We start from the raw sequence: 24,103 nt of genomic DNA on the forward strand, positions 1-24,103 counted from the left end.
GGTGAAAGTGGTTGTCGTGGTGCCGAAACGCACAGCGGTGACGATACCGACGAATCCGGTGCCGGTCAGTGTGACGTTGTTGAGTCCGGAAGCAGGGCCCGAAGTCGGTGAAAGGGAGGTCAAGGTGGGGGCCATGGAGTGCTCCTCTCAGAGCGGGGCGTCGGAGCCCCCGTCCGGCCACGAGCAGGGGCGGAGGGTGTGCGGAGAGTGCCGGTGCCGGGCAGGGCGTCGCTGCCCTGCCCGGAACCGGCGGCATGATCCGGTCAGATACCCGGTCCGGCGACGTAGGTGAACGCATCGGTCGCGGTGTCGCTGCCACCGGAGGTGGTGACCACGACATCGACGGCACCGGCGGTTCCCGGTGGTGTGACCGCCACGATAGCCGTATCGGAGAGGATGTTGAACGGCGCCAGGACACCGTCGAACGTGACCGACTCGGTGGTGGTCAGACCGGTGCCCGGGATGGTCACCGCGGTGCCACCGGAGGCCGGACCGGAGGCCGGGTCCGGGGTGCCGACGGTAGGCGCGTCCACGTAGGTGTACGAAAGGCCATTGCTGACCCCACCTGCCGTGGTGACGGTGACCCCGACCGAACCCGCTGCCGCGCCCGCGGGCACGACCACGGTCAGCACGCCGTCGTTCACCACGGTCGGAGTGGCGGCATTGGCGCCGAAGGACACGGAAGTGGCTGTGGCCAAACCGGACCCGGTGAGGGTGATCGTATTACCGCCCGCCGTCACTCCCGAGACCGGAGACAGGCTCGATTTGAACGGCGGGCCGACGTAGAAGAACGACAGCGGGTTGCTGGTCCCGCCCGGCGTGGTGACGGTTACCCCGACTGTGCCGGTCCCCGATGGGGAGGTGACCGAGACCGAGGTCGGTGTATTGGCTGTGATGGTGGCGAGTTTGGCACCGAAGCGCACGGCTGTGGCGCCGCCGAGGTTCGTACCGGTGATGGTGACGGCGGTACCGCCCGCGGTGGAACCCTGGTTGGGAGAGATAGGCATGATGCTGTCTTTCTGATCGAGGTGTTCGATGGGCGCGACCGACCGACGCCGGGCGGCCGAATGCCACCGAGCGGAGTTGTCGCGCTGGAAGTTGTCGTTCGAATCGCCCGCAGCCTGTACGGCTTTCGGCGGGCGCAAACGGGAATGCTGCCCTGACAGGGCTGCCGTCCGGAACGTCACCGGGAGATGCCGGCGGGGAGGATCACGCCATCCGGGCGATGGCTCTCACCGTAATGGTGGTCTCGCCGGAGGCGTTGCCGGCGACCGGTGGCGCGGTACGCCGTTGCCGGTGACGTAATTGCGTTCTGTACAGGCGCGCCGCCGGTTTCGGCCGGCCGCCTCACGCATGATTACGAATGGTCCATATTGCCCCTCATGTTAATGAGTCGGAAACAATCCACTCGCAAAGATACGTCTCTCGAACATTGAGTGCAACAGTGAATTTCGATCGATCTGCCCAGGTCAGGACTGTCGTGTAGTTCGGAGTGGGGCTTTTTATCATCGAATGCGACGGAGCTATCGCGAATTCCGACAGCGTTTGCTCATGAATTCCGGGGAGGTTTTCCCACGAAATTCGACGGTGGTAAGAAGAATGCCGATTCGCTGGTTTTCCGGCGTCCGGCGGCACTATGGTCATCGGCTGCGCGCGAGGGCGTTTCGGAATGAACGGCGGACGGACGATCGCGGTACCGCGGCTGATCACCGCGCCTGCTTCGGCGAGGTGGAACGGGTCGGATCAGCGAGGTGTATCGGTGGGTGCGTTCGACCGGGAGTGGGCCCGGCGATAGCTTCGGGACCCGGTCCGGACAATCGTGCCACCGAAGGTGAGCCGGTCGATGATGGCGGCGCGCAGCCGGGCGTCGGGGAAGATCTCCGACCAGTGGGCGATATCGCGATTGGCCACGATCGCGACCGACTTCTTCTCTTCCCGTTCGGTCAGCACCTGGAACAGCAGTTCGGCACCGTGCCGGCCCAGCTCGGTATAGCCGAGCTCGTCGATGCACAGCAGATCGATGCCCCGGTAGCGGCCGATGGCCCGAGAGAGTCGTTGCTCGTCGGCGGCTTCCTCCAGTTTGTTGACCAGTCCGGCGGCCAAGGTGTACCGGACCCGATAGCCGGCTCTCGCCGCCTCGGTGCCCAGCGCGATCAGTAGGTGGGATTTTCCCGTGCCGGAATCGCCGATCAGGCACAGCGCCAGACCGTCTCGCACCCAGTTGCATTCGGCGAGGGCCCGGACGACCGCCGGGTCGATATCGGGGTTGGCGTCGAAATCGAAGTCCTGCAGAGTTTTGACGAGTGGGAAGCCCGCTGCCCCGACCAGTCTTTCGGTACGGCGGCGGGCGGTCGTCTGTTCGGTTCGCAGTTGCGGTCTGCGCTCGCGGATATAGGCGCTGACCCGCTGATACGACACATCTGTCATGCCCTGCTCGGCCAGCAGACGCCGATATATCCGAGTGGCCGTATGGCGCTGCCGGGGAGGACCGTTCAGGTCGGCGCGCAGCACCTCGTCGATGAACGGCTTGTAGGGATCCAGCTTCTGGGGCCGCGGGGGATACTCTTTGCGCGGCTCGGGCAATACCGACTCGGTTGCTCGCGCCACCGTGCGCCATCCCACACCGTATTTGCGCTCGATGGCGCGTTTGGACAGGCCGGCGCGAAGGTCCTGCCGGATCGCGGCGTAGAGTTCCACTTTCGACATGTCCGGCATCGGTACCCTCCCCTCACCCTCTACTTATTCCATATCTACATGATAGGTGTGCGCTGTGACACCCTCGGCGGCCGTCGAATGCCGGGCGGGGCCGTCGATTCCGGTGCACAACCGCCGTCATGATTGATGAGCAGTGGAGCGACGGCAGCAGCTCCGGCCGACCGCATCCGGGTTACTCCGGCGGCCGGCCGAAACAGCTCCGCCGAGGTGTCACCCTTCCCGCCACCGGGCGGCCCGGAGCCGTTGTGCGCCCGGCGCCGCGGCTATCGTTGGGCGAATGGATGCGTTGGCCGGGCTGCTGGAGGGGCCGAGGGCGCGAGGCGCGTTCCTGTTGCGTTCACTGCTGAGCCCGCCGTGGTCGCTACGCATTCAGGACGAATCGCCGTTGACGCTGGCCGCGGTGATCCGGGGGCATGCGTGGGTTCTCACCGAGGACGGCGGCCGGTACCGGATGGGCGCCGGGGATGTGGCGGTGTTCCGGGGGCCGCAGCCCTATACCGTCGCCGACGACCCCGCCACCGAGCCGCAGATTCTGATCAACCCGGGCCAGATCACCACCACGGTGGACGGTGAGGTGCTCTGCGAGACCATGAGCCTCGGTGTCCGGCAGTGGGGTAACGACCCCGCCGGGGAGACCGTGCTGGTCACCGGGTCCTACGAGCAGGCGGGTGCGGTGAGCCGACGCCTGCTGCGGGCTCTGCCGCAGACCCTGGTGGTGCCGCGTGGACGTTCCGACGAGCGGGTGCTGAGCCTGCTGGTGGAGGAGACCGTGAAGGACCGGCCCGCACAGAGCGCGGTGCTGGACCGGTTGCTGGACCTGCTGCTCATCGCGACCCTGCGGACCTGGTTCGCCGGGAACGAGGCACCGCCCTGGTATCACGCCTACAGTGATCCGCTGGTCGGCAGAGCATTGCGGCTGCTGCAGCACAATCCCGCCCACGGCTGGACGGTGGCCGAGCTGGCCCGGGAAGTGGGGTCCTCGCGGGCCGCCCTGGCCAGGCGGTTCACCGAACTGGTCGGCGAACCGCCGATGGCCTTCCTCACCGAGTGGCGGCTGGATCTGGCCGCCGATCTGCTGCAGGGCACCGACGAGACGGTGGAGGCCGTCGCCCGCCGGGTCGGGTACGGCAGCGCCTTCGCGTTGAGTACCGCGTTCAAACGGCAGTTCGGGGTGAGCCCGCGCGATCATCGGCTCGGGGCCGTCGCGGTGCCCACGGTCGGCTGACCCCGGTATCGTCGGCCGGGTGACCAAGCAGTATCCGGTGCTCTGGCCGGTGCCCACCCGCTGGGCCGACAACGACCACTACGGGCACGTGAACAACGTGACCTACTACGCCTACTTCGATACCGCGGTCAATGCCTGGCTGATCGATGCGACGGGTACCGATATCCGGGAACTGCCCGCCATCGGGATCGTGGCGGAGACGTCGTGCCGCTTCCATGCCTCGCTGAGTTTCCCCGACCTGTTGCGCGTGGGTCTGCGGATCGCCCGCCTCGGCCGGTCCAGCATCACCTACGACCTCGCGATCTTCCGGGAGGCGGGCGGCGATCTCGAGCTCGCCGCCACCGGGACTTTCGTCCACGTCTACGTGGATTCGGAAAGCCGCAAACCGGTCGAGATCCCCGAGGTGATCCGTAAGGCCGCCGCGGTCCTGGTCACCGATACCGCCGAGCAGTAGCCGGAAACCGGCTCTCCGGGAGCCCCCGGAGAGCCGGTTTCCGGGCGCCCGCGAATCGCCGTCGGGCACTTCCGGTCACCTTTCGTGATCTGTGCAGCGCGTTCTCCGGTGTTCCGCGAGCTCATGCAGGGGAACGCGCACGGCCGCGGACAGTTCTTCGCCGGGACTGTCGAATCCGGCCATGAACAGGCAATAACCGTGTTACTGTCGTGCCGCGCCGCGCTGCGGAGTAGGTGCGATAGCAGCGCGGCAGGGTGGTCGAGGCGTCTCCTCGATCGCACGGAAGGGCAGGCCTGTGCATGGAGTCGTCGGTGGTCGAGCGGGCGTCGGGAAATCCGGTGGCGGCGGCTCGTCGCAGCGGATCCGGACGGTGCCCGGCGACGGTCGGCGGATCCGGCCGCCCGCACTTCCCCGGACCGCGGCCGGTCCTATCCGGCGCGCGAACGGGATCTCTCTCGGTATGCCCGCAGTCTCCGCCTGCGCGCGGGACGCGGCAGCCGACGGTGTAGTTCGATAGAACGGAATGGCAGATATGGCAGTGCAATTCGCTGTTTCCGGCGACTTCGGAGCCGATTCCACCAGCTCGGCCGCCCGCTGGGCGGACAGTCCCGGGCGCCGATCGATCCGGAACCGTGCCGCGGTCGTGGCGCCCACCGTCGCCGCCGCGGTGGACTGCCTGGGCGGTTGGATCTTCGATCGAACCGCGGCGGGTTGCGAGACCGTCGTACTCCTACCGGATCCCGGTGATACCCGGGCTCTGGACATTCTGGGCGCGAAGGCGATCGCACTCGCCGATGCGCCGGTCCGCGCCGGGTGGACCGCCGACCTAGACATACTCGCCGCCGCCGCGGATATCTACCTGGCCGACGCCCGGGTCCGCGACGAGGTCCTGGCGCGGCGTGGCCACCTGACCCGGCAGACCTACCTGTGGGGCCGGGAGCCCGCTGTCGAACTCGGCGACGGGTTCGCGTTGGTGAACACCCATAAGGTCAGCCTGGCGGCACAGGCTTTCAAGCGAGCGGCACTGGACGCGGCCGGCGTCCCGGCCGGATCGCCGTCGGCCGCGGAGACCCTGTGGGCGGATCCCGGCCGGCGGTAGCGGGCGGCAATTCCGGTAGCCGCGCGGAAAACAACGGATACATGGTTCATTGCTGCTCGCGATTCGTGTCGTCCTCGCCGCCGTAGTACCCGGCGACGGCGGAGAATGCCGCTTTGGGCTCCCATGCCATGTCCGGATAGGTCGCGCCGCGGCGGCCGTCGAGAACTTTGACGATGCCGAGACTGGCGAGATCCAGATCGTCTCGCGGGTCGCCGTCGGGGCGGTGGGGGTGGTTGTGGAGCGCGAACAGGAACACGAATGCGCTGTCGACACCTTCGCTGTCGAAGATCTCCAGCAGTTCGGTGAGGTACGCGGCCTGCCCGGCCTCGTCCCGGATGTAGTCCCCGGTCAATCGGATCGGATCACCGGTGGCGGGGTCGTATTCGACGATCTCGTTGCTGCGAGGCGCCACGTCGGCGGCGCCGCGCCAGGTGGCCGTGCCGAAACCGGTGATCGCCAGCGGCTTGTCCTGTGCTGCCAGCTCGCGCACGCCCATGCGGAACTGGTCGGCCACCTCGGCGGAGCGGATGAGCTCGATCGACATGATGTCGAATGATGTCCAGTCGATCCGCTCGAGCGGTATGGCGCAGTAGGTGAGTTTGCCTCGGAAGTGCTCGCGGACCACGGTTACCGCCTTTTCGAGGAAGTCGTCGAGGCGAGTGATCAGCTCGGCGAGTCGCTCGCTGCGGCCATCGGGGTGTCCGAGCAGGAACTCGAGCCGCTCCCAGACGGTGTCACCGGGCAAGAATTCCCGGTTCATCAAGCTCAGTTCGACGCCGGTGACGAACACGACCTCGGCCCCCGTCTGCCGCAGTCGCTCGGCCCGCCGCGCGCAGTCGGCGAACAGGGACAGGATCTCCGTGGTGGTCAGTTCCAGCGGGTAGGGCGAAAACCACACCTCGAGGCCCAGTTCGGCAGCGCACCGGGCCGCCAGTTCCAGCCGGTCGGCATTGCCGCCGACGATCTGCACGGCAGTGCAGTGCAGATCGTCTCGGATGATGGCCAGCTCACGCCGGACGATCTCGAGGTCGAATTCCTTCCGTGACGCCCGGCCGTTCCGGATGAAACCGGTGTCGTACGTCATTCCCTTGCCTCGCATGGTGCTCCCTCCTGTCGATCGGGTTTCGGTCGCCGCCAGCCTAGCCGCAAAAAATGCGTGCACGCAATATTTCGTGCACGCAGGTTTTTGTGGCAGGATCGGATCGTGGGAACGAGACCGGCTGGATTGCGCGAGCGCAAGAAACAGGCCACTCGCGAGGCGCTGCGGGAAGCAGCGCTGCGCCTGGCTCTGGAGCAGGGGCCGGACCAGGTGCGGGTCGAGGACATCGCCGAGGCGGCCGGTGTCTCACCGCGTACCTACAACAACTATTTCTCCAGTCGTGAGCAGGCGATCGTTGCCGCCGTCACCGCCGAGCGGGAGGCGCGAGTCGCCTCGGCGATAGCGGCGCGGCCCGCAGGGGATCGCCTCGCCGACGCCGTCATCGAGGCGATCCTGGCGCAATACACCGATCCGGGCGAACGTCATCGCGAGGCACTGCTGTTGATCACCACGCACCCGGCGCTGCGCGAGGCGTTCCTCGGTGCTACCGACGCGATTTCGGAACCCCTCGCCGCCGCCATCGCCGAGCGCCTCGGTGCGGCAGACGAATTCGCCGCCCCCGTGCTCGCGGCCAGTGTGGCCGCTGCCCTCCGCGTCGCACTGGAGAAATGGCTACAGCCGGCAGCCGGTACACCGGCCACCGCGGGCTTCGTCGTCGTATCCGGCTCGCTGCCCGACCTGCTTCGCGCCGCGCTCGCCCCACTCGTACCGGCATTCGACGCGGCCGAGGAGGAACCGCCGCAACACCCCGGACATCAGTGACAGAGGCGTTCTGCCCGGCTATCGGCAGCCTGGTGGAGCCGACGGCCAAGTCTCGCGCACCGCGAACGGTTACCGGAATCCGGTCCGCGCCGATCCGATCGGTCTACCGGGAAGGCCGGGCGTGAACAGCTCCGCGACGTGGATGGCGGGGCGTCGTGGTGGACTACCGGGTTGTCCGCTCGACGCCGGGGCCGCCCGGCCCGCCGCCGCTCGCGGAACCGTTCGGCTCGCCGACGCCGGGGCCGAACAGCGAGAACAGTGAGAAGTCCAGTGCCGGTGCGCCCGATTGCGCTCCCGGCGCCGGGCGCTGTGTCGCCAGCCGGGTGTTGTCGCTGGTCAACCGGTGCATCACCCGGTCCAGCGAGGACAGGATCGTGGGCACGTCGGCCGTCCCGTCGACCAGTCGGCCCACCATCGCGTAGCAGAGATTGACCATGACCAGTGCGATATCGGTGACGTAATCGCGGTCCAGCCCGGCCAGGAGATGCGCGGCGGCGGGCAGGACCGCCTCGAACCCCTGGCGGTCCAGCCGGTGGCCGCCCGCGGTGGCGCGGGCACGGAAGAAGGCCAGCGCCATGCGCGGACTCTGCTCCCACGGCTGGAACACTTGCCGGATCAGGCGCATCAACCCGTCGGCCAGCGGCTCCTCCCGCGGATGCAGGGCCAGCTCGTCGTAGGAGTGGGCAGCCATCCACGCCGCCACCGCGGCCACGATCAGCTCGTCGCGACTGCTGTAGAGGCCGTAGATCGTGGTGAGTGATACCCGTGCCCGTTTGGCGACCGTGCGCAACTGCACCGCGTCGTATCCGTCGGCTTCGATGATCTCGACCACGGAATCGAGGATTCGCGCCGCCGTATCCACCTCAACGGGCCCATTCACCGAGTTATGGTAACCCGGTATTTCGGCGCGTCCCGCGCGTGACCACCGCCTCCGGTGGCCGTATCGGCAGGGGCCGCCGCGACTCCGCGGGCCGTGCGCGGTGGAGTGCGACGACGGCGGGAGCGGCCCGCGGAGACCGGCGGGAGTCACTGCTGGGAGCCGGGGTTCTCCAGCGCGTGCTGGAATCGGCGCATCCCGCGGATCCAGCGGTCGTAGTCCGACCCCTTGTGCTGGTACATGGTCAGCACTTCCGGGTGCGGCAGGATCAAGAACTGTCCGGCCGCCACTCCGGCCAGCACCGTATCGGCGACTTCTTCCGGAGTGAGCACCGCGCCTGCGGATTTCACGGCGTTGATGGCCAGCCGCCCGGCGGCCTCGTTGTCCGGCGGGATCATCCCCTCGCGCAGCAGCGCCGTATCCACGCCCATCGGGCATACGCAGCTGACCCGGATGCCTTTGTCGCCGTAGGTGATGGACAGCCATTCCGCGAAACCGACCGCGGCGTGCTTGGACACCGAGTACGGCGCGGAACCCAGCTGGGTGAGCAGCCCGGCCGCCGACGCGGTGCTCACGAAGTAGCCCGTACCGCGCGCCAGCCAGCCGGGGACGAGCAGGCGGGCGGCGCGGATATGGGCCATGGTGTTGATCTCCAGGGCGGCCGCCCACTGCGCGTCGGTGCTGTCCAGCCCGGCGCCGCCGCCGATCCCGGCATTGGCGAAGTACAGGTCCACCGGGCCGAAGGCGGATTCCGCGGTATCGATCAGCCGCTGGATCACCGCGGGATCGGCGGCGTCCCCGCCGGCGGCGACGGCGCTTTCGCCGATCTCGCCGGCCACCTGCTCCGCGGTGGCCGGATCGAGGTCCGCCACGACGACCCGCGCCCCGTGGTCGGCCAGCCGTCGTGCCAGCGCCGCGCCGATACCGGATCCGCCGCCGGTGACGACAGCGGTCCGTCCGGAGAAAGCGTCCGCTACTGTGCCTGAGAGCTCCATGCCGGCACTCTAACGCTTACATGCGACATATGCCCCTATGTGTCGCTTAATCGGATCGGCGCCCGTCGGCGGGGCGTGATTGCCCGGCGAGCCGGCGCAGCAGCGGGGCGGTGCGCGGTCCCACCGATTCCTGCATCACCAGGGCCATATTCGTGCGGACGACCCCGGGAATCTTCAGGATCTGTCCGGTGATGCGGTAGAGGTCGTCGGCGTCGCGGGCCACCACCCGGACCGTGAGATCGGTGGGGCCGGTCATGCCGCACACCTCGGTCACCTCGGCGATCTCGGCCAATTCGCCGACCACCGCTTCCAGCCGGTGCTGGTCCACGACCACCGCGACGAAGGCCGACAGCCGGTAGCCCAGCGCCCGCAACTCGACCCGGCGTTCGAAACTGCCCAGTACGCCGGTGGCTTCCCAGCGGGCGAGCCGCGCCTGCACGGTGTTGCGGGACAGCCCGAGCCGGGCGGCCAGCTCCACGCCGGTGGCCCGGGGGTTGGCGATCAGTTCCAGCAGCAGGCGCGCGTCGGTGGCGTCCACTACCGCATCGGAAGTCTCCGGACTGGTCATGTAACGCAGTATGACAGGCCTGAAGGCCGCAAAACCGTGCAATCTGCTCAGTTGTCGGATCGAGACTTGCGCAGATCGCTTAAGAGTGGATGCTATGTGTTACAGGCCACATCGACGCGTGACCCGCGTGAGGAGGCGAGGCCGATGCCCGGCACAACCGAGTATCCGGTGCAATTGATCCAGCCCGACGGCGCTCGGGTGCACCACCCGGAATATCAGGCCCTGGTCGCCGATGTCGGTCCCGGTGAACTGCGCCGACTCTACGAAGACCTGGTGGTCACCCGGCGGATCGATACCGAGGCCGTCGCGCTGGCCCGGCAGGGGCAACTCGGCCTCTGGGCGCCGTGCCAGGGACAGGAGGCGGCCCAGGTGGGATCGGCGCACGCGCTCCACCCCGACGACTATGTGTTCGGCAGCTACCGGGAGAGTGCCGTTGCCTACTGCCGCGGGGTACTGCCGAGCGCCATGACCCGGATGTGGCGGGGAGTGTCGCACGGGATCGGCGATCCGGCGGCGGCCAATATGGCCAACCCGGCCATCGTGGTCGGCGCCCAGGCGCTGCACGCCACCGGCTACGCCTATGCCGCCCACCTCGACGGCGCCGAGATCGCGACCGTCACCTATTTCGGCGACGGCGCCACCAGCCAGGGGGATATCGCCGAGGCATTGACCTTCGCCGCGAGCTGGAGCGCGCCGGTGGTGTTCTTCTGCCAGAACAATCACTGGGCGATCAGTGAGCCGGTGCAGTTGCAGAGCGCCACGCCGATCGCCCAGCGGGCGATCGGTTACGGAATCCCCGCGATCCGGGTGGACGGCAACGATGTGCTGGCCGTACTGGCTGTCACCAGGCAGGCGGTCGCGCGCGCCCGCGGCGGAGGCGGGCCCTCGTTCGTCGAGGCCATCACCTACCGCATGGGTCCGCATACGACCGCCGACGACCCCACCCGCTACCGCGCCGCGGCCGAGACCGAGGAGTGGGCGCGGCGGGACCCGATCCTGCGGATGCGGCGGCTACTGGACCGCGAGGGCCTGCTCGACGCCGAGACCCGGCGGCGAGTGGAGGAACGCGCCGACGAGGTCGCCCACCGGATGCGCACCGAGACCCTCACCATGGCCGACCCCGAACCGCCGGAACTCTTCGAGCACGTCTACGCGACCCCGCACCGGGGCCTCGACGAGCAGCGTCGGGACTATCTCGCGTACCTGGCCGACGACCCGGCCGGGGCGCTCGCCACCGTCGCGCCCACCCTGCGCGAGGAAGGAGTCCGCTCATGATCACCACCTTCGCCGCGGCGCTCAACGCCGGGCTGCGCAGTGCGCTCGAGGAGGATCCGAAAGTGGTGCTGATGGGTGAGGACATCGGCCGGCTCGGCGGCGTCTTCCGGGTCACCGACGCGCTGCAGAAAGATTTCGGCGACCGTCGCGTGATCGATACGCCACTGGCGGAGTCGGGGATCATCGGTACCGCGTTCGGGATGGCGTTGCGCGGCTACCGCCCGGTGTGCGAGATCCAATTCGACGGGTTCGTGTATCCGGCGTTCGACCAGATCGTCTCCCAGGTCGCCAAGATCCACTACCGGACCCGGGGCGCGGTGCGGGCGCCGCTGACCATCCGCATCCCGTTCGGGGGCGGCATCGGCTCGGTCGAGCATCATTCCGAATCGCCGGAGGCGTATTTCGCGCACACCGCGGGGCTGCGGGTGGTGGCGCCGAGCAATCCGGCCGACGCCTTCACCATGATCCGGCAGGCCATCGCCCTGGACGACCCGGTGATCTTCTTCGAACCCAAGCGCCGGTACTGGGACAAAGCCGAGTTCGATCCGGCAGCCGAACCGGACCTGCCGTTGGACCGGGCCCGGGTGTGCGTGCGCGGGACCGATGCCACGGTGGTCGCCTACGGGGGCACGGTCGCCACCGCGCTGGCCGCCGCGAAGATGGGTGCCGAGGAAGGGATCTCGCTGGAGGTCGTGGATCTCCGGAGCCTGGCCCCGCTGGACGTGGACACCGTCGCCGAATCGGTGGACCGGACGGGCCGGCTCATCGTGGTGCACGAGGCGTCGCGCACCGGCGGTATCGGCGCCGAGCTCGCCGCCCGGATCACCGAGCGGTGTTTCTACCGGCTCGAGGCGCCGGTACTGCGGGTCGCCGGGTTCGATATCCCCTACCCTCCGGCTAAGCTCGAGAAGCATCATCTGCCCGACCCGGATCGGATCCTGGAGGCGGTCGATCGAACGCTTGCCGCCTGAAGTGTGATCCCGCCCTGATGCCAGCCGGAGGTGCCCGAAACCGTGGACGACGACGCCCGCGCCGACGAAGGTCGTGCCGCAGATACCGGCGAGATCCTGGAGTTCCGTCTCCCCGATCTCGGCGAAGGACTCACCGATGCCGAATTCCAGAACTGGACGGTGGCGGTGGGCGACGAGATCGCGTTGAACCAGACCATTGCCGAGGTCGAGACCGCGAAAGCGGTGGTCGCGCTACCGTCCCCGTTCGCGGGGACCGTCGTGGAACTGCTCGCCGAGCCCGGCGAGACCATCGACGTCGGTGCACCGCTACTCCGGATACGCACGGCCGCAACGGAATCGGGAGCCGAGGGGCGGCCTTCGGTGCTGGTCGGTTACGGGCCGTCGGAGGAGCGCGGTTCGCGGCGGCGGCGCGGTGGGCAACGCGCCGGCGGTGCGGCGGTACCGCCGACGGAGCCGTCCGCGGGCAACGGGATGTCCTACGAGAGCGGCGTGATCGGCGGATCGCACGGCACGACTGCCCGGACGGCGGCGGAACCGCCGGAACACGGTGGCGACTTCGCGCGCGGGGCCGCGGCCGAATCGCAACGGGTGGCCGCGACGCCGGGAGCCCGCAAACTGGCCCGGGAGCTGGGCATAGACCTGTGGTATGTGGCCGGTTCCGGGCCGGAGGGGGCCGTCACCGTCGCGGATGTCCGTGGTGCGGTGCCGGTTTCGGAACCCGATACCCGCGATCGCGATCCCGGTGACGAGGCCGCGCCGCCCGGGGAACGAGCCGCCGGGTCGGTCCGGGAGGAGCGCACGCCGATCGCCGGGGTCCGTAAGCGGACCGCGGCGGCCATGGTGACCAGTGCGCGCACGATCCCCCAGGCCGATACCTCGATCACGGTGGATGTCACGGCCTCGCTGGAACTGCTGGAACATCTGCGCGCCACCCGATCCTTCGAAGGGATCACCCCGACCCTGCTCGCGCTGGTGGCGAAATCGGTACTCGCCGCGCTGGCCGAATTCCCCGTGATCAACACCTTCTGGGACGAGGCCAACGCGGAGATCGTCACCCGGCACTACGTCAACCTGGGTATCGCGGTGGCCGCCCCGCGTGGGCTGCTGGTGCCCAATATCAAGGATGCCCAGACCCTGAGCCTGCGGGAACTGTGCCGTGAAATCGGGTGGCTGGCCCGGACCGCGCGGGACGGCCGGGCGGGGCCGGCCGATCTACGCGGCGGCACGTTCACCATTTCCAATGTCGGCGTTTTCGGTGTGGAATCCGGTACGCCGCTGGTCAATCCGGGCGAGGCCGCGATCCTGTGCCTGGGTGCGGTGGTGAAACGGCCGTGGGTCTTCCGAGACGAATTGGCGGTCCGCTCGGTGGCGACGCTGACGCTGAGTTTCGATCACCGGATGATCGACGGTGAGGCGGCCGCCCGGTTCCTGGCGACCGTCGCCGGCCTGCTGGAGGACCCGCTGACGCTGCTCGCCCGGATCTGACATCAGAATTCACCCGCGGATATCCGTGTACGCATGGACTTCGCGGACCGCCCGCGCGTACGGTGGCGAAATCTGTTCCAGACCCTTGGACGAGGAGCTGCGTTGAACGCGGTATTGATCTCGGCTGAAGAACTCCGGGAATCAACAGAGAAGGATCTGCGCCTGCTGGATGTGCGCTGGCAACTCGGTGATCCCGACGGGCCACAGCACTACCAGAACGGTCATATACCCGGAGCGGTGTTCGTCGACCTGGATACCGAACTCGCCGCCCTGCCCTCACCCGCCCACGGGCGGCATCCGCTCCCGGACCCGAGCCGGCTCCAGAAATGCGCGCGCAGCTGGGGTCTGTGCACGGGCGATCCGGTGGTGGTCTACGACGCGATCGGCGGAATGTCCGCGGCGCGGGCGTGGTGGCTGCTGCGCTGGGCGGGTATCGCCGATGTCCGGATCCTGGACGGCGGGCTCCCGGCGTGGACCCGGTCCGGCGGGGAACTGGCCACCGGGGTGGAACCCGATCCGGCGCCCGGTGATATCGAACTCCGGCCGGGCCGGCTGCCGGTGATCGACGCCGACGCGGTCGCTCGCTGGGAAGGGGTCCTGCTGGACGCCCGCGCGGCCGAGCGCTACCGCGGCGAACAGGAACACGTCGATCCCCGCGCCGGGCACATACCCGGCGCGATCAGCGCGCCGAGCAGCGAGAACCTCGATCAGGACGGCTGCTTCCTGCCCGAGAACCTACTGCGCGAGCGGTTCGGTGAGATCGGCGAGGCCCCGGTCGCGGTGTACTGCGGTTCGGGTGTCACGGCCGCGCACGCGATCGCGGCGCTCGCCGTGGTGGGGGTACAGGCCGCGCTCTATCCGGGCTCCTGGTCGCAGTGGGCCCACGATCCGAAGCGGCCGGTCGCCACCGGCGTATCGGCCGGGTGATCATCCGCAGGTCGCGGCCACCCGACGCAACGCCGTGTGATCGGCGGCGGTGACCGGAAGCCCGTAGCGCAACGCGACGGTGAGGTAGCGGCCCGCGTAGTAGCAGTGCCCGGGCCGGGACGGCGGTAGCCAGTCCGCGGGAGTGCTGTCGCTCTTGTCGGTATTGGTCGCATCGTCGGTGGCCTGCAGGTTGTAATCGATATCGTTGGCGAACCGGATCCGCTGCGCGGCCGGCCACCCGGCCGCCCCGAGATCCCAGGCCGCGGCCAGCGGATAGATGTGGTCGATCGGTATCCGCCGGGCGTTCTCCTTGCTGAACACGATGAGGGCGCCGGTGTAGGGGTCGGCCAGGGTGCCGGACTGTACGACGCACCGATGGCTACCGGGCCGGTAGCCGACTCCGGTGAGCTGGCGCGCGAGCACATTGTTCCGGGTGTCGCAGCCGTCCCGGCCGCCGGGGCCGTCGTGGTCGTCGGACCAGGCGGGGCCGAAAACGCACCCCTGCCCGGCCCCGCAGCCGCGTTCGTATCCGCCCGGATGTGGGCGTTGCGGCACCACCCGGACCGCGCCGAGCAATTGTTCGAGCTGCGCCCGCCCCGGACTGCCCGGTGCGGGCCGCTGCCCGGTGACCGCCGCGCATCCGGTCCCCGAAGCCAGTAGCAGAAAGGCGGCACACAGAGCGGTAACCGCGTGAATCGTCCCCCGTGTCATCACGGATACCGGTATACCGGACCCCTCCGACAGCTACCGCGGTCTCGGAGTCAGAGCCAGGCGCGGGCCAGCAGTTCGTCGTTGTCGACCCGGCTGGTGCGGGGCGGGAAGCGCGTGGCGACCAGGGATTCGATATGTACTCCGTCGTGACCGATCACCCATGACCCACCGCTGTCGGTACATTCGGCGATCTTGGCGAAGGCGGTGAGGAGGAAGGTGACCGCCTCTTCGGGCACCGTGGTGTGGGCCAGACGCTGCGACTCGCCGGGCCGGGACAGGTCAAGCCATACTCCGCACTGCCCGTCGAGCCGCATGCCGACGATCTTGTCGGCATTCACGAAGGTGAACTTGCGCCGTTCCCACGGGGTCGTCGGCGTGTAGCTCTGCTCGAGAACCTGGAGCAGGATCGTCATACTGCTGCCCTCCGCTTTTCGATGGCACCGCAGTGCCGGGATGCCGCTGTTGATGGGACCGCTGTTCGCGGGCCGGGCTGCGCCGGGCGCCACTGGTGGCCGCCGGAGACAGCCCGAGCTGCCCGGCGGGGCTGCGCACGGCAAATGCGGATATCAGCGGTGACCAGCGGATATTTTCCAGTATGTGCCGTCGCGGAGGATAAATCCAGGGACAGCCCGGGTGCGCCGGGCCGGTATCGCGTCCACCGGCCCACGGTCGCGGGACGCGGGGGCGGGGGACCGTGCGCGGGCTGTCGCACCCGGCTGATTTGATGGGGCCATGTTGCACGGACTGTGGTCGCCCGGTTCCGGGCTGCTGCTGTGGCGTGCCCCCGGTAGCGCGAACGGACCGCCCGTGCCGGGGCTGCTCGGATCGGTCCTGGCCGAATCGCGCTTCCGGCACCGGGCCGAGGTGCTCGTGGTGGACGACGCGGGCACCCGACGGGAGACCGTGCGGGCGCACGCGCTCGCCCCGGGGCCGGCCGCCGCCGCGCTGCGGCAGCGGTTGCCGACCGGCGCCGTGGCCGGGGACCTGCGCTTCCTGGGCCATATCGCCCAGGGGATCGAACGCTGGGTGCGGGCCGGCGCGGTGGTTCCCGAACTCCGGCGCGAGGACGCTGAATGGTGGGCGCGCTGGCGGTTGTCCGGCGGCTCCGGCCAGCGGGCCTGGCTCGCGGAACTGGCCGCCCTGCTGCCGCCGGCGCTGCGGGTCGCCGGACCGCCCGGCGATGTGCTCGACGATATGGTCACCGAGCTCACCGATCCGATGGTGCGGGAACTGATCGCGGCGGATCCGCACCCGCATCCGCTCGTACACGGTCTGCGCACGGATGTTCCGGTGGAGACCGGCAGCCACCAGGCCGCCGAGGTGCTGCGGCAGTGGCGGGAGAGCCGCGCCTCCGATGAGACCGGGCTGGTGCTGCGGCTGCGCGAACCCGACGGCGAGTTCGCCGATACCGCGGACGCGTCCGCGCTGTGGCGCCTCGAGGTCTGCCTGCGGGCCGACGGGACGGCACCGCGGCCGATCCCGGTACCCGGTACGGCCGACGAGGTACGGCTGGGCCTGGAATGGCTGGGCCGGGCGCAGCGCGCCTATCCCCGGCTGCGGGATGTCCCGGGCGACCCGCACAGCCTCGATCTGCTGCTGCCGACCGAGGTGGTGGCCGATCTGGTCGCGCACGGGTCGCAGGCACTGTCGGCCGCGGGTATTCCGCTACTGCTGCCCCGGGCCTGGAACATCACCGAGCCGAGCCTGCGGCTGCGGGTCGAGGGCGCCGCGGTACCCGCCGCCGAGAGCACGGTGGGGCTGGACGGGCTGGTCGGCTACCGGTGGGAACTGGCACTGGGCGACACCGTGCTGTCCCAGGACGAGATGCAACGGTTGATCTCGGCCCAGTCCGATCTGGTGCGCCTGCGCGGCGAATGGGTGCAGGCCGATCACACCGTGCTCGCGGCCGCCGCGAAGTTCGTGGCCCTGCACCACGGCGACAACGAGATCACCCTCTCCGATCTGATCGGCGAGATCAGCGAGAACCGGGCCGGGGGCGTGCCGCTGACCGAGGTCACGGCGAGCGGCTGGCCCGCCGCGCTGTTCGATCCCGAACGACCGGCGGATCCGGTGCCCGTGCCCGGACGGTTGAAGGCCCAGTTGCGCCCCTACCAGGAACGCGGCCTGGCCTGGCTGGCGACCATGAACCGGCTCGGGTGCGGCGCGGTCCTCGCCGACGATATGGGTCTGGGTAAGACGGTCCAGGTGCTGGCCCTGCTGCTGCACGAACGCGAGGGTGACCGCGCACCCGGGCCGACCCTGCTGGTGTGCCCGATGTCGGTGGTCGGCAACTGGCAGCGCGAAGCGGAACGGTTCGCGCCCGACCTGCGGGTCCTGGTGCACCACGGTCCCGGCCGCGCACAGGGCCGTGACCTCGACACGGCGGTGGCCGGAGCGGATCTGGTGGTCACCACCTACGCGCTGCTCGCCCGCGATATCGCCGACCTGTCCCGGCAGCAGTGGGAACGGGTGGTGCTCGACGAGGCCCAGCACATCAAGAACGCGGCGACCAGGCAGGCCCGGGCCGCCCGGGCGCTGCCCGCCCGGCACCGGCTGGCGCTCACCGGTACGCCGGTGGAGAACCGGCTCGAAGAGCTCCGCTCGATCTTCGATTTCGCGGTACCGAAACTGCTGGGCAGCCCGCAGACCTTCCGGGCCCGCTTCGCCGTACCGATCGAGCGGGAGAACGACGAGAACGCGGTGGCCCGGCTGCGCACCGTGACCTCCCCGTTCCTGTTGCGCCGGGTGAAAACCGATCCCGCCGTGATCAGCGATCTGCCGGACAAACTCGAGATGACCGTCCGGGCCAACCTCACCGTCGAACAGGCCGCCCTGTATCAGGCGGTGGTCGAGGATATGCTCGAGAAACTGCGCGATGCCAAGGGAATGGCCCGTAAGGGGGCGGTGCTCGGCGCGCTCACCCGGTTGAAGCAGGTCTGCAACCACCCTGCGCATTTCCTCGGTGATTCCTCCGCGGTGCTGCGCCGCGGCGCCCACCGATCCGGCAAGCTGGCGCTCGTCGAGGATGTGCTCGACGCCGTCCTGGCCGAGGGGGAAAAGGCACTGCTGTTCACCCAGTTCCGCGAGTTCGGCGAGCTCATCGTCCCGTACCTCGCCGAACGGTTCGGGGGCGAGATCCCGTTCCTGCACGGTGGTGTCGCCAAGAAACGACGTGACGGGATGGTCGCGGCGTTCCAGGGTGTCGGGGGTCCGCCGATCATGCTGCTCTCGCTCAAGGCCGGGGGCACCGGGTTGAACCTGACCGCCGCCAATCATGTCGTGCATCTGGATCGCTGGTGGAATCCGGCCGTGGAGAACCAGGCCACCGACCGCGCGTTCCGGATCGGGCAGCGCCGGGCGGTGCAGGTGCGCAAGCTGGTCTGCGTCGACACCATCGAGGAACGTATCGACGAGATGATCACGGGCAAGAGCGAACTCGCCGATCTGGCGGTCGGGGTCGGCGAGAACTGGATCACCGAGCTCGGCAATGACGACCTGGCCCGGCTGTTCACCCTCGGCGCCGAGGCGGTGGGTGAGTGATGGCCGATTTCAGCGAATTCGGCAGGCGCCGGCCCGTTTCCGGTGGCGTCGGCGCGCGCAGCCGGCGCGGTGCCTTCGCCCGCACCTTCTGGGGCAAGAGTTTCGTGGAGGTGGTCGAGCGGCTCGCCGAACCCGGCCGGCTCGCCCGGGGCCGCACCTATGCCCGGGCGGGGCAGGTGGTGAGTTACCGGATCGAGCCCGGCGTCGTGGCCGCCGAGGTGCAGGGCAGCCAGCCGCGCCCGTTCGCCACGACCTGCGATATCCGGCGCTTGCGCGACGAGGAGGTGGAGCTGCTGGTCGAGCTGATCCGGGGCTCGCCCGGCATGCTCGCCCGGGTGGTCTCCGGTGATCTGCCCCGCGAACTCGCCCCGCACCTGCTCCCGGAGACCGCCGCCGATATCGATTTCGGCTGCACTTGCCCGGATCCGGGCTGGCCGTGCAAACACGCGATCGCGGTCGCCTGCCTGCTCGCCGAACGTCTCGACGACCATCCGCGTGATCTGCTCACCCTGCGCGGGTTGAGCCTGGACACCCTGATCAGCGGGGTCGAGGCGACGGCGCCGGAGAGTGGGGAGGTCACCGATCCCTACGGTGAGAGCGTGGAACTACCCGCGCTGCCGGCACCGGGGATCCGGCCGGCCCCCGACGACCTGGATCCGGCGCTGCTGCGGCGGGCCCTGCGCATGCTGTCCGCGGACGAGTCGACGGCGGCCGAGGCCGGGCGGGCACTGATGGTCGTGTACTCGACGCTGACCGGCCGTTAGCACACCCGGAGCGTCCCGGTGTCCGATCCACCTCGCCCGGGTATCGGCACCGGAGGACGTGGCGAGCTTCGTCTCCTACCCGGCCTCGCGTGATTCCGGCTATATGACCGGCAGTCGGTTCTGATCGACGACCCGACTTCGTCGGCAGAGTCAGGTGATCCACTCGAGTTGATAATGCCCGACGCGGTAGGTTAGGTCCGCAGCACCTCGGGCTGCACACTCAGCTCCACCCCGCCAGCCTATCGACGTAAACATGACAGAATCGCCTACGCCAGCTATTGCCCGTCATTGTCGGACCCGATGCGACAGCCGTCCGAATCCGCCGCCGATCCGACAAACCCGGCCCGCGTCGCTACCACAATCGCAATGACCGGGAATGACCCGAACCGACAACAGAACGACAGTAGGAAGACGTTGGCAAGAAGGCTACAAGCCGGCACCATTTCACCGGACGATCGCGTCCTGACCACGTATTTCGGCACGGTGCTGGCAGTCTCCGCGCAAGGCGGACTAATCCATAAGGAATTCAATCCACGCACGGCGACTCTGCTCCTGAATGAGTCCGGCAAGATTCTTACCAGCGTTTCCGATGAGCTCGAGGGGCTGAGACCACGGCTTCTCGATGCCGGAGACGAATACTGCATCATGGCGGGCGAGCTGTACCTGTGTGCCCAGCCGAACGGCACGTTCGGATACAGCTCCGCAAGGAGGGAGTGGGAAACGTTCCGCCTGGCTCCGGTGGGCGAATTGACCAGGGCATGGAGCGCCGCTCTTCCCTCGGTGGCCCGGAAGGCCCGGCAGCGCCGGATACCGAAAATCATCCATCAGACATACGAGACCGCAACCATTCCCGACGTGCTGGCCGATGGCATCGACAGGTTCCGGACCGCTAATCCGGACTGGCAGTACAACTATTATTCTGGAAAGGACTGCCACGATTTCATATACGAATATTACGGCTGGGATGTGCTGAAAACCTACCTGAGCCTGAATCCGCGATACGGTGCGGCGAGGGCAGATTTCTTCCGCTATCTTTGTGTCTATCAGTGCGGTGGTGTGTATCTTGACATCAAGTCAGGCCCGCTTCTTTCCTTGCCGGATATCATCCGGCCCTCCGACGAATATCTTCTATCGCGATGGCAGAACCAGCCGGGGCAGCAGTTCGACGGATGGGGAATGCATCCCGAGCTCGAGGATATTGCTGGTGGCGAGTTTCAGAACTGGCATGTCATCGGCAGTCCGGGGCACCCGTTTCTGGAAGCTGTGATCGAAAGGGTGATCCAGAACATCGGATGTTACGACGAAATCAGCGATGGCGTCGGTAAAATGGCGGCACTCCGAACAACCGGACCTATTGCGTATACCCTCGCGATCGAGAGCGTACGGCACCAGCACACGCACCGAGTGTTTGATGCACACGCGGCCGGCATTGTTTATGAGCTCATACCCCGCCCCGGCGTCACGAGGCGCCATTACAGCTATCAGACAACGCCGCTCGTACTCGATCGGGTATCCATCTAGTCATTTGGTCGAGACCGGGGACTATCTCTCGCTCCTCTGTCGAGGAGCGTCAGTAGATTCGGGCGTCGGGCCGGCGGTCGGGGAAGGCGCTCGCGAACGCGTCGATGAAGATCGCGACATACCTCGTCGAGAGTTCGGCTCGACTATGCGCCATAGATCTCGGCTTCGCTGACCATCGGTCAGCGAATCAGGCCGGTAACACCTTTGAATCCACAGTCCCAGCGACCACGGCCTGGCCGAGATCGGCCGCGGAGAGCGCGACGACGCCGTAGAGGTCGGCGATGGTGGCCAGAGCGCTGTGGTGGAGCTGGGTTGCCGAGACCTCGGCCGCGGGGCTCCGCAGGGCGCGGGTGGCGCACGCGTCGGCTACGACAGTGGGTTGGTTCCCGCGCAGGAACGCGCCTTCGGTGGTGAATGTGACACACATATGGGTCATGAATCCGGCGATGACGACCTGTTTGTTCCCGGTCGCGTCGACGAGTGCGGCGAGATCGGTGTCCACGAAGGCGTTCGGCGCGGTTTTGACCACGACGGGTTCGCCGTCGATGGGTGCGACAGCCGGATGGATCCGGCCGATCTCGGCATCGAGGTCGTAGGCGGATCCCGCGCCGCCGTTGTGGACGATATGGATGACCGGCGCACCGGCCGCCCGGGCTCGTGCCAGGAGGTCCGCGGCCGCCTCGAGTGCGGGCTTCCAGCCGTCGAGTTCCATGACCCCGCGGGTGTAGGTGTTCTGGTAGTCGACGAGCAGCAGGGTGGCCTCGGCCAGAGTGGCCGGTGTCTGGTCGAAGCCGCTGAGCTCACGCAACGTGGTGGCCATCGAGATCGTCCTTTCGGGGAGTTCGCCCGGGTTTCCGGCGCGTCTTTCACGTTAGGAGCCCACCGATATGTCGGCAATGACATGTAACCTGCAAAAAACGACATCAGTTGTGTGGATCCGAGGACGAGACAATGATCGAACGGTTGATCGTCGTCGCCTTGTTCGACGGCGTCGATCTGCTCGACGTGACCGGGCCGCCCGAAGTGTTCTCCCTGCTGCAACGGGAGATGGGTGAACCCACCGGCTATCGCGTCGTACTCGCCGCCGAGACACCGGAACCGGTGACGACCTCCGCCGGCGTCCGGGTGCTCCCGGATATGACGTTCGCGGACATCTCCGGCCGCGGTATCGACACCCTGATCGTGCCGGGTGCGGTCGATGTCGACGCGCGGCGGCAGGTGCGCGCTGTCACCGATCCGGCGGTGGTGGACTGGGTTCGCCGCTCGGCCGGCCGCGCCCGGCGAGTGGCCTCGGTATGCGTCGGCGCGCATATCCTCGCCCATGCCGGGCTGCTGGACGGCAAACGCGCCACCACGCACTGGTCGACCGCCGGCCAACTCGCCGCCGAACATCCGGCTGTCACGGTGGACGCCGACCCTATCTTCATCCGCGACGGCGACGTGTGGACCGGCGCCGGGCTCACCGCCTGTCTGGATCTGACCCTTGCGCTGGTAGCGGAGGATTTCGGCCAGGAGCCGGCGATGCGGGTGGCCAGGCAGCTGGTGATGTACCTGCGGCGTCCCAGCGGGCAGAGCCAGTTCAGCGTGTCCCTCGATCCGGTCTCGTCCACCCGCCGTATCGACGACCTACGACATCACATCGCGCAGCACATTTCCGAACCGCTCACCGTCGCCGACCTCGCCGCCCACGCCCGAATCGGCGACCGCCAACTCACCCGTATCTTCAAGAACGAACTGGGTACGACACCGGCGGCCTACGTCGAGGCCGCCCGGGTCGAAGTCGCCCGCAACCGGCTGGAGACCACCGACGACACCCTTGACCGGGTAGCCGGCGAATGTGGTTTCGGGACAACCGATACGCTCACCCGTGCCTTCCGCCGCACTCTCGGCATCACCCCGGCCGCCTACCGGGACCGCTTCCGGGTCCGCGCCGAGGTTCTGTAAGCGCGAGGTTCCGTAAGCGCTGTCCGACGGGCCCGCGCGGATCTCCGGCGCGGCGCCGCGTGCGCCGCCCGGTTTCACTCCAGGCCGTACACCCGCTGGGCATTGGTGCGGAACACCTTCTCCAGGAACTCGGTGCTGCCGAGATGTTCGGCCAGCACCGTCGCCACCGCCTCGGCGCTGCCGGTGATCGAGGTGATCGGCCGGTCGACCGGAAAGTTCGATCCCCAGACGAGGCGGTCGACGCCGAAGACGTCGGCCGCATGCCGCAGCAGCGGGCCGATCCGGTCGGTGAGGCGCGACACCGGCGTCGGATGGCCGGGCCGGGGTACCGGGTGGCCCAGGATCGGCATCATCAGCCCGCTGACCTTGGCCACCACATTCGGGAATTCGGCCAGTGCGGTGATATCGGTGCGCCAGCGTTCGAGTATCGCGGCGCGTTGCCGGGCGTCGTTACCGGTGTACTTGCCCATCGGCCCGAAGATCCCCGCCGGAGTGCCGAGGTGGTTCAGCACGATCTTCGCTTCGGGGTAGCGCCGGGCCACCGCGGTCAGCTCCGGCAGCTGGTGCGAGTACACCCAGGCCTCGAAGGCCAGGTCGCGGTCGACCAGTGCGGCGAAGCCGTCGAGGAACGCGTTGCTGCGCAGGGCACCCGGATCGGTGGTGAAACTGCGGATACCCGCGTCCGGATGGTGGGCGACCATGCTGCGCACGCCGCGTACCAGCGGCGAGGCGGACAGATGCGCGTCGAGCAGTTCGGCGAATCCCGGGGCACCGGGGAATCCGCTCGCGCTGACCGCGGCGAGCGCGGGGGTGTCCACCCCGAACGGCAGGGCGGTGACCCAGCGGGTCTCCTCGACCTCTGGCCCGGCCCACTCGACCTCGATGTGTACCACCGATTCGACCGGCAGGCCGCCGGTGTCGGCCCGGTAGTCGGCGGGCAGGTACGGCGCCAGATAGGCCGAGGGTTCGCCGATGAACTCCCGGTCCTTACGCGGCGCGAGACGTAGCGCGAGTGGGAGCGGGATCGGGACGGCACGCAACAGTTTCGCCGTACGGCTGAACTCGCGCGCGGTGGTGAACGGGTCCCACTGGTGGATGTGTGCGTCGATGATCCGGATCTCGCCGATGTCCATTGCGCTCCGGCACCTCCTGCGATCGTCTGCGGTCTGAT

23 protein-coding genes are annotated in these 24,103 nt (G+C 68.4%); 12 read left to right on the forward strand and 11 right to left on the reverse strand.

The window, feature by feature from the left end; genetic code table 11:
- From NF4_RS40205 to istB, 3 genes are all read right to left on the reverse strand, one after another.
- The coding region (locus NF4_RS40205; protein WP_198165567.1) for an IPT/TIG domain-containing protein at window positions 1-135 on the reverse strand (135 nt) is incomplete at its 3' end.
- Window positions 136-263: 128 nt separating this feature from the next.
- Window positions 264-1,007 carry an IPT/TIG domain-containing protein gene (locus tag NF4_RS33180; protein ID WP_063131400.1) on the reverse strand — a complete coding sequence of 248 codons (744 nt, stop codon included), beginning with the start codon at window positions 1,005-1,007 and terminating at the stop codon, window positions 264-266.
- A gap of 736 nt (window positions 1,008-1,743) precedes the next feature.
- On the reverse strand, window positions 1,744-2,715 hold the full coding sequence (gene istB, locus NF4_RS39880) for an IS21-like element helper ATPase IstB (protein WP_269749673.1): 972 nt from the start codon (window positions 2,713-2,715) through the stop codon (window positions 1,744-1,746).
- 277 nt (window positions 2,716-2,992) lie between these two features.
- Between istB and NF4_RS33190 the strand changes: the two genes are divergently transcribed.
- The 3 genes from NF4_RS33190 (at window position 2,993) to NF4_RS33200 (ending at window position 5,493) form a co-directional block, all read left to right on the forward strand.
- On the forward strand, window positions 2,993-3,940 hold the full coding sequence (locus NF4_RS33190) for an AraC family transcriptional regulator (protein WP_063131361.1): 948 nt from the start codon (window positions 2,993-2,995) through the stop codon (window positions 3,938-3,940).
- 19 nt (window positions 3,941-3,959) lie between these two features.
- On the forward strand, window positions 3,960-4,394 hold the full coding sequence (locus tag NF4_RS33195; protein WP_084533766.1) for an acyl-CoA thioesterase: 435 nt from the start codon (window positions 3,960-3,962) through the stop codon (window positions 4,392-4,394).
- Between the two features lie 532 nt (window positions 4,395-4,926).
- Window positions 4,927-5,493 carry a hypothetical protein gene (locus NF4_RS33200; protein WP_063131363.1) on the forward strand — a complete coding sequence of 189 codons (567 nt, stop codon included), beginning with the start codon at window positions 4,927-4,929 and terminating at the stop codon, window positions 5,491-5,493.
- A gap of 46 nt (window positions 5,494-5,539) precedes the next feature.
- Here the strand turns inward: NF4_RS33200 and NF4_RS33205 are convergent, their stop codons facing one another.
- Window positions 5,540-6,577 carry a glycoside hydrolase family 113 protein gene (locus tag NF4_RS33205; RefSeq protein ID WP_232330764.1) on the reverse strand — a complete coding sequence of 346 codons (1,038 nt, stop codon included), beginning with the start codon at window positions 6,575-6,577 and terminating at the stop codon, window positions 5,540-5,542.
- 120 nt (window positions 6,578-6,697) lie between these two features.
- Between NF4_RS33205 and NF4_RS33210 the strand changes: the two genes are divergently transcribed.
- Window positions 6,698-7,354 (forward strand): TetR/AcrR family transcriptional regulator, encoded by a 657-nt coding sequence (locus NF4_RS33210; protein ID WP_063131365.1) that lies wholly within the window; start codon window positions 6,698-6,700, stop codon window positions 7,352-7,354.
- A gap of 163 nt (window positions 7,355-7,517) precedes the next feature.
- Here NF4_RS33210 and NF4_RS33215 read toward each other — a convergent pair whose 3' ends face one another.
- The 3 genes from NF4_RS33215 to NF4_RS33225 all read right to left on the reverse strand — a co-directional run bounded on the left by NF4_RS33215 (window position 7,518) and on the right by NF4_RS33225 (window position 9,794).
- Window positions 7,518-8,234, reverse strand: coding sequence for a TetR/AcrR family transcriptional regulator (locus NF4_RS33215; protein WP_084533767.1), 717 nt, complete (start codon window positions 8,232-8,234; stop codon window positions 7,518-7,520).
- 146 nt (window positions 8,235-8,380) lie between these two features.
- Window positions 8,381-9,226, reverse strand: coding sequence for an SDR family oxidoreductase (locus NF4_RS33220; RefSeq protein ID WP_063131366.1), 846 nt, complete (start codon window positions 9,224-9,226; stop codon window positions 8,381-8,383).
- 46 nt (window positions 9,227-9,272) lie between these two features.
- Window positions 9,273-9,794, reverse strand: coding sequence for an Lrp/AsnC family transcriptional regulator (locus NF4_RS33225; RefSeq protein WP_063131367.1), 522 nt, complete (start codon window positions 9,792-9,794; stop codon window positions 9,273-9,275).
- 144 nt (window positions 9,795-9,938) lie between these two features.
- Here NF4_RS33225 and pdhA point away from each other — a divergent pair, with 144 nt between their 5' ends.
- From pdhA to NF4_RS33245, 4 genes are all read left to right on the forward strand, one after another.
- A complete protein-coding gene (gene pdhA / locus NF4_RS33230; RefSeq protein WP_063131368.1) occupies window positions 9,939-11,069 on the forward strand; it encodes a pyruvate dehydrogenase (acetyl-transferring) E1 component subunit alpha in 1,131 nt (376 codons plus the stop codon).
- Window positions 11,066-12,040: an alpha-ketoacid dehydrogenase subunit beta gene (locus NF4_RS33235; RefSeq protein ID WP_063131369.1), complete on the forward strand. Its 975-nt coding sequence runs from the start codon at window positions 11,066-11,068 to the stop codon at window positions 12,038-12,040. The genes pdhA and NF4_RS33235 overlap by 4 nt, the downstream gene beginning before the upstream one ends.
- A gap of 30 nt (window positions 12,041-12,070) precedes the next feature.
- Entirely contained in the window at window positions 12,071-13,525 is a 1,455-nt protein-coding gene (locus NF4_RS33240) for a dihydrolipoamide acetyltransferase family protein (RefSeq protein ID WP_232330765.1), read from the forward strand.
- Window positions 13,526-13,627: 102 nt separating this feature from the next.
- Window positions 13,628-14,452 carry a sulfurtransferase gene (locus NF4_RS33245; protein ID WP_063131370.1) on the forward strand — a complete coding sequence of 275 codons (825 nt, stop codon included), beginning with the start codon at window positions 13,628-13,630 and terminating at the stop codon, window positions 14,450-14,452.
- Here the strand turns inward: NF4_RS33245 and NF4_RS33250 are convergent, their stop codons facing one another.
- Window positions 14,453-15,163 (reverse strand): HNH endonuclease family protein, encoded by a 711-nt coding sequence (locus NF4_RS33250; RefSeq protein WP_084533769.1) that lies wholly within the window; start codon window positions 15,161-15,163, stop codon window positions 14,453-14,455.
- Window positions 15,164-15,213: 50 nt separating this feature from the next.
- Entirely contained in the window at window positions 15,214-15,576 is a 363-nt protein-coding gene (locus NF4_RS33255; protein ID WP_063131371.1) for a hypothetical protein, read from the reverse strand.
- 319 nt (window positions 15,577-15,895) lie between these two features.
- Here NF4_RS33255 and NF4_RS33260 point away from each other — a divergent pair, with 319 nt between their 5' ends.
- The 3 genes from NF4_RS33260 (at window position 15,896) to NF4_RS33270 (ending at window position 20,988) form a co-directional block, all read left to right on the forward strand.
- Entirely contained in the window at window positions 15,896-18,703 is a 2,808-nt protein-coding gene (locus tag NF4_RS33260) for a DEAD/DEAH box helicase (protein ID WP_063131372.1), read from the forward strand.
- Window positions 18,703-19,467: an SWIM zinc finger family protein gene (locus NF4_RS33265; RefSeq protein ID WP_063131373.1), complete on the forward strand. Its 765-nt coding sequence runs from the start codon at window positions 18,703-18,705 to the stop codon at window positions 19,465-19,467. Before NF4_RS33260 ends, NF4_RS33265 begins: the two co-directional genes overlap by 1 nt.
- 366 nt (window positions 19,468-19,833) lie before the next feature.
- The gene (locus NF4_RS33270; RefSeq protein ID WP_063131374.1) at window positions 19,834-20,988 is read left to right on the forward strand and encodes a glycosyltransferase family 32 protein; all 1,155 of its coding nucleotides are present in this window, start codon (window positions 19,834-19,836) and stop codon (window positions 20,986-20,988) included.
- A gap of 187 nt (window positions 20,989-21,175) precedes the next feature.
- On the opposite strand, the gene NF4_RS33275 is transcribed toward NF4_RS33270, so the two are convergent.
- On the reverse strand, window positions 21,176-21,808 hold the full coding sequence (locus tag NF4_RS33275) for an isochorismatase family protein (protein WP_063131375.1): 633 nt from the start codon (window positions 21,806-21,808) through the stop codon (window positions 21,176-21,178).
- A gap of 134 nt (window positions 21,809-21,942) precedes the next feature.
- Here NF4_RS33275 and NF4_RS33280 point away from each other — a divergent pair, with 134 nt between their 5' ends.
- Entirely contained in the window at window positions 21,943-22,932 is a 990-nt protein-coding gene (locus NF4_RS33280; protein ID WP_198165569.1) for a GlxA family transcriptional regulator, read from the forward strand.
- Between the two features lie 74 nt (window positions 22,933-23,006).
- Here the strand turns inward: NF4_RS33280 and NF4_RS33285 are convergent, their stop codons facing one another.
- Window positions 23,007-24,065 (reverse strand): amidohydrolase family protein, encoded by a 1,059-nt coding sequence (locus NF4_RS33285; RefSeq protein ID WP_063131377.1) that lies wholly within the window; start codon window positions 24,063-24,065, stop codon window positions 23,007-23,009.
- Window positions 24,066-24,103 lie beyond the last annotated feature (38 nt).

It is taken from the genome of Nocardia fusca NBRC 14340 (genome assembly GCF_001618425.1).
GTDB lineage: Bacteria > Actinomycetota > Actinomycetes > Mycobacteriales > Mycobacteriaceae > Nocardia > Nocardia fusca.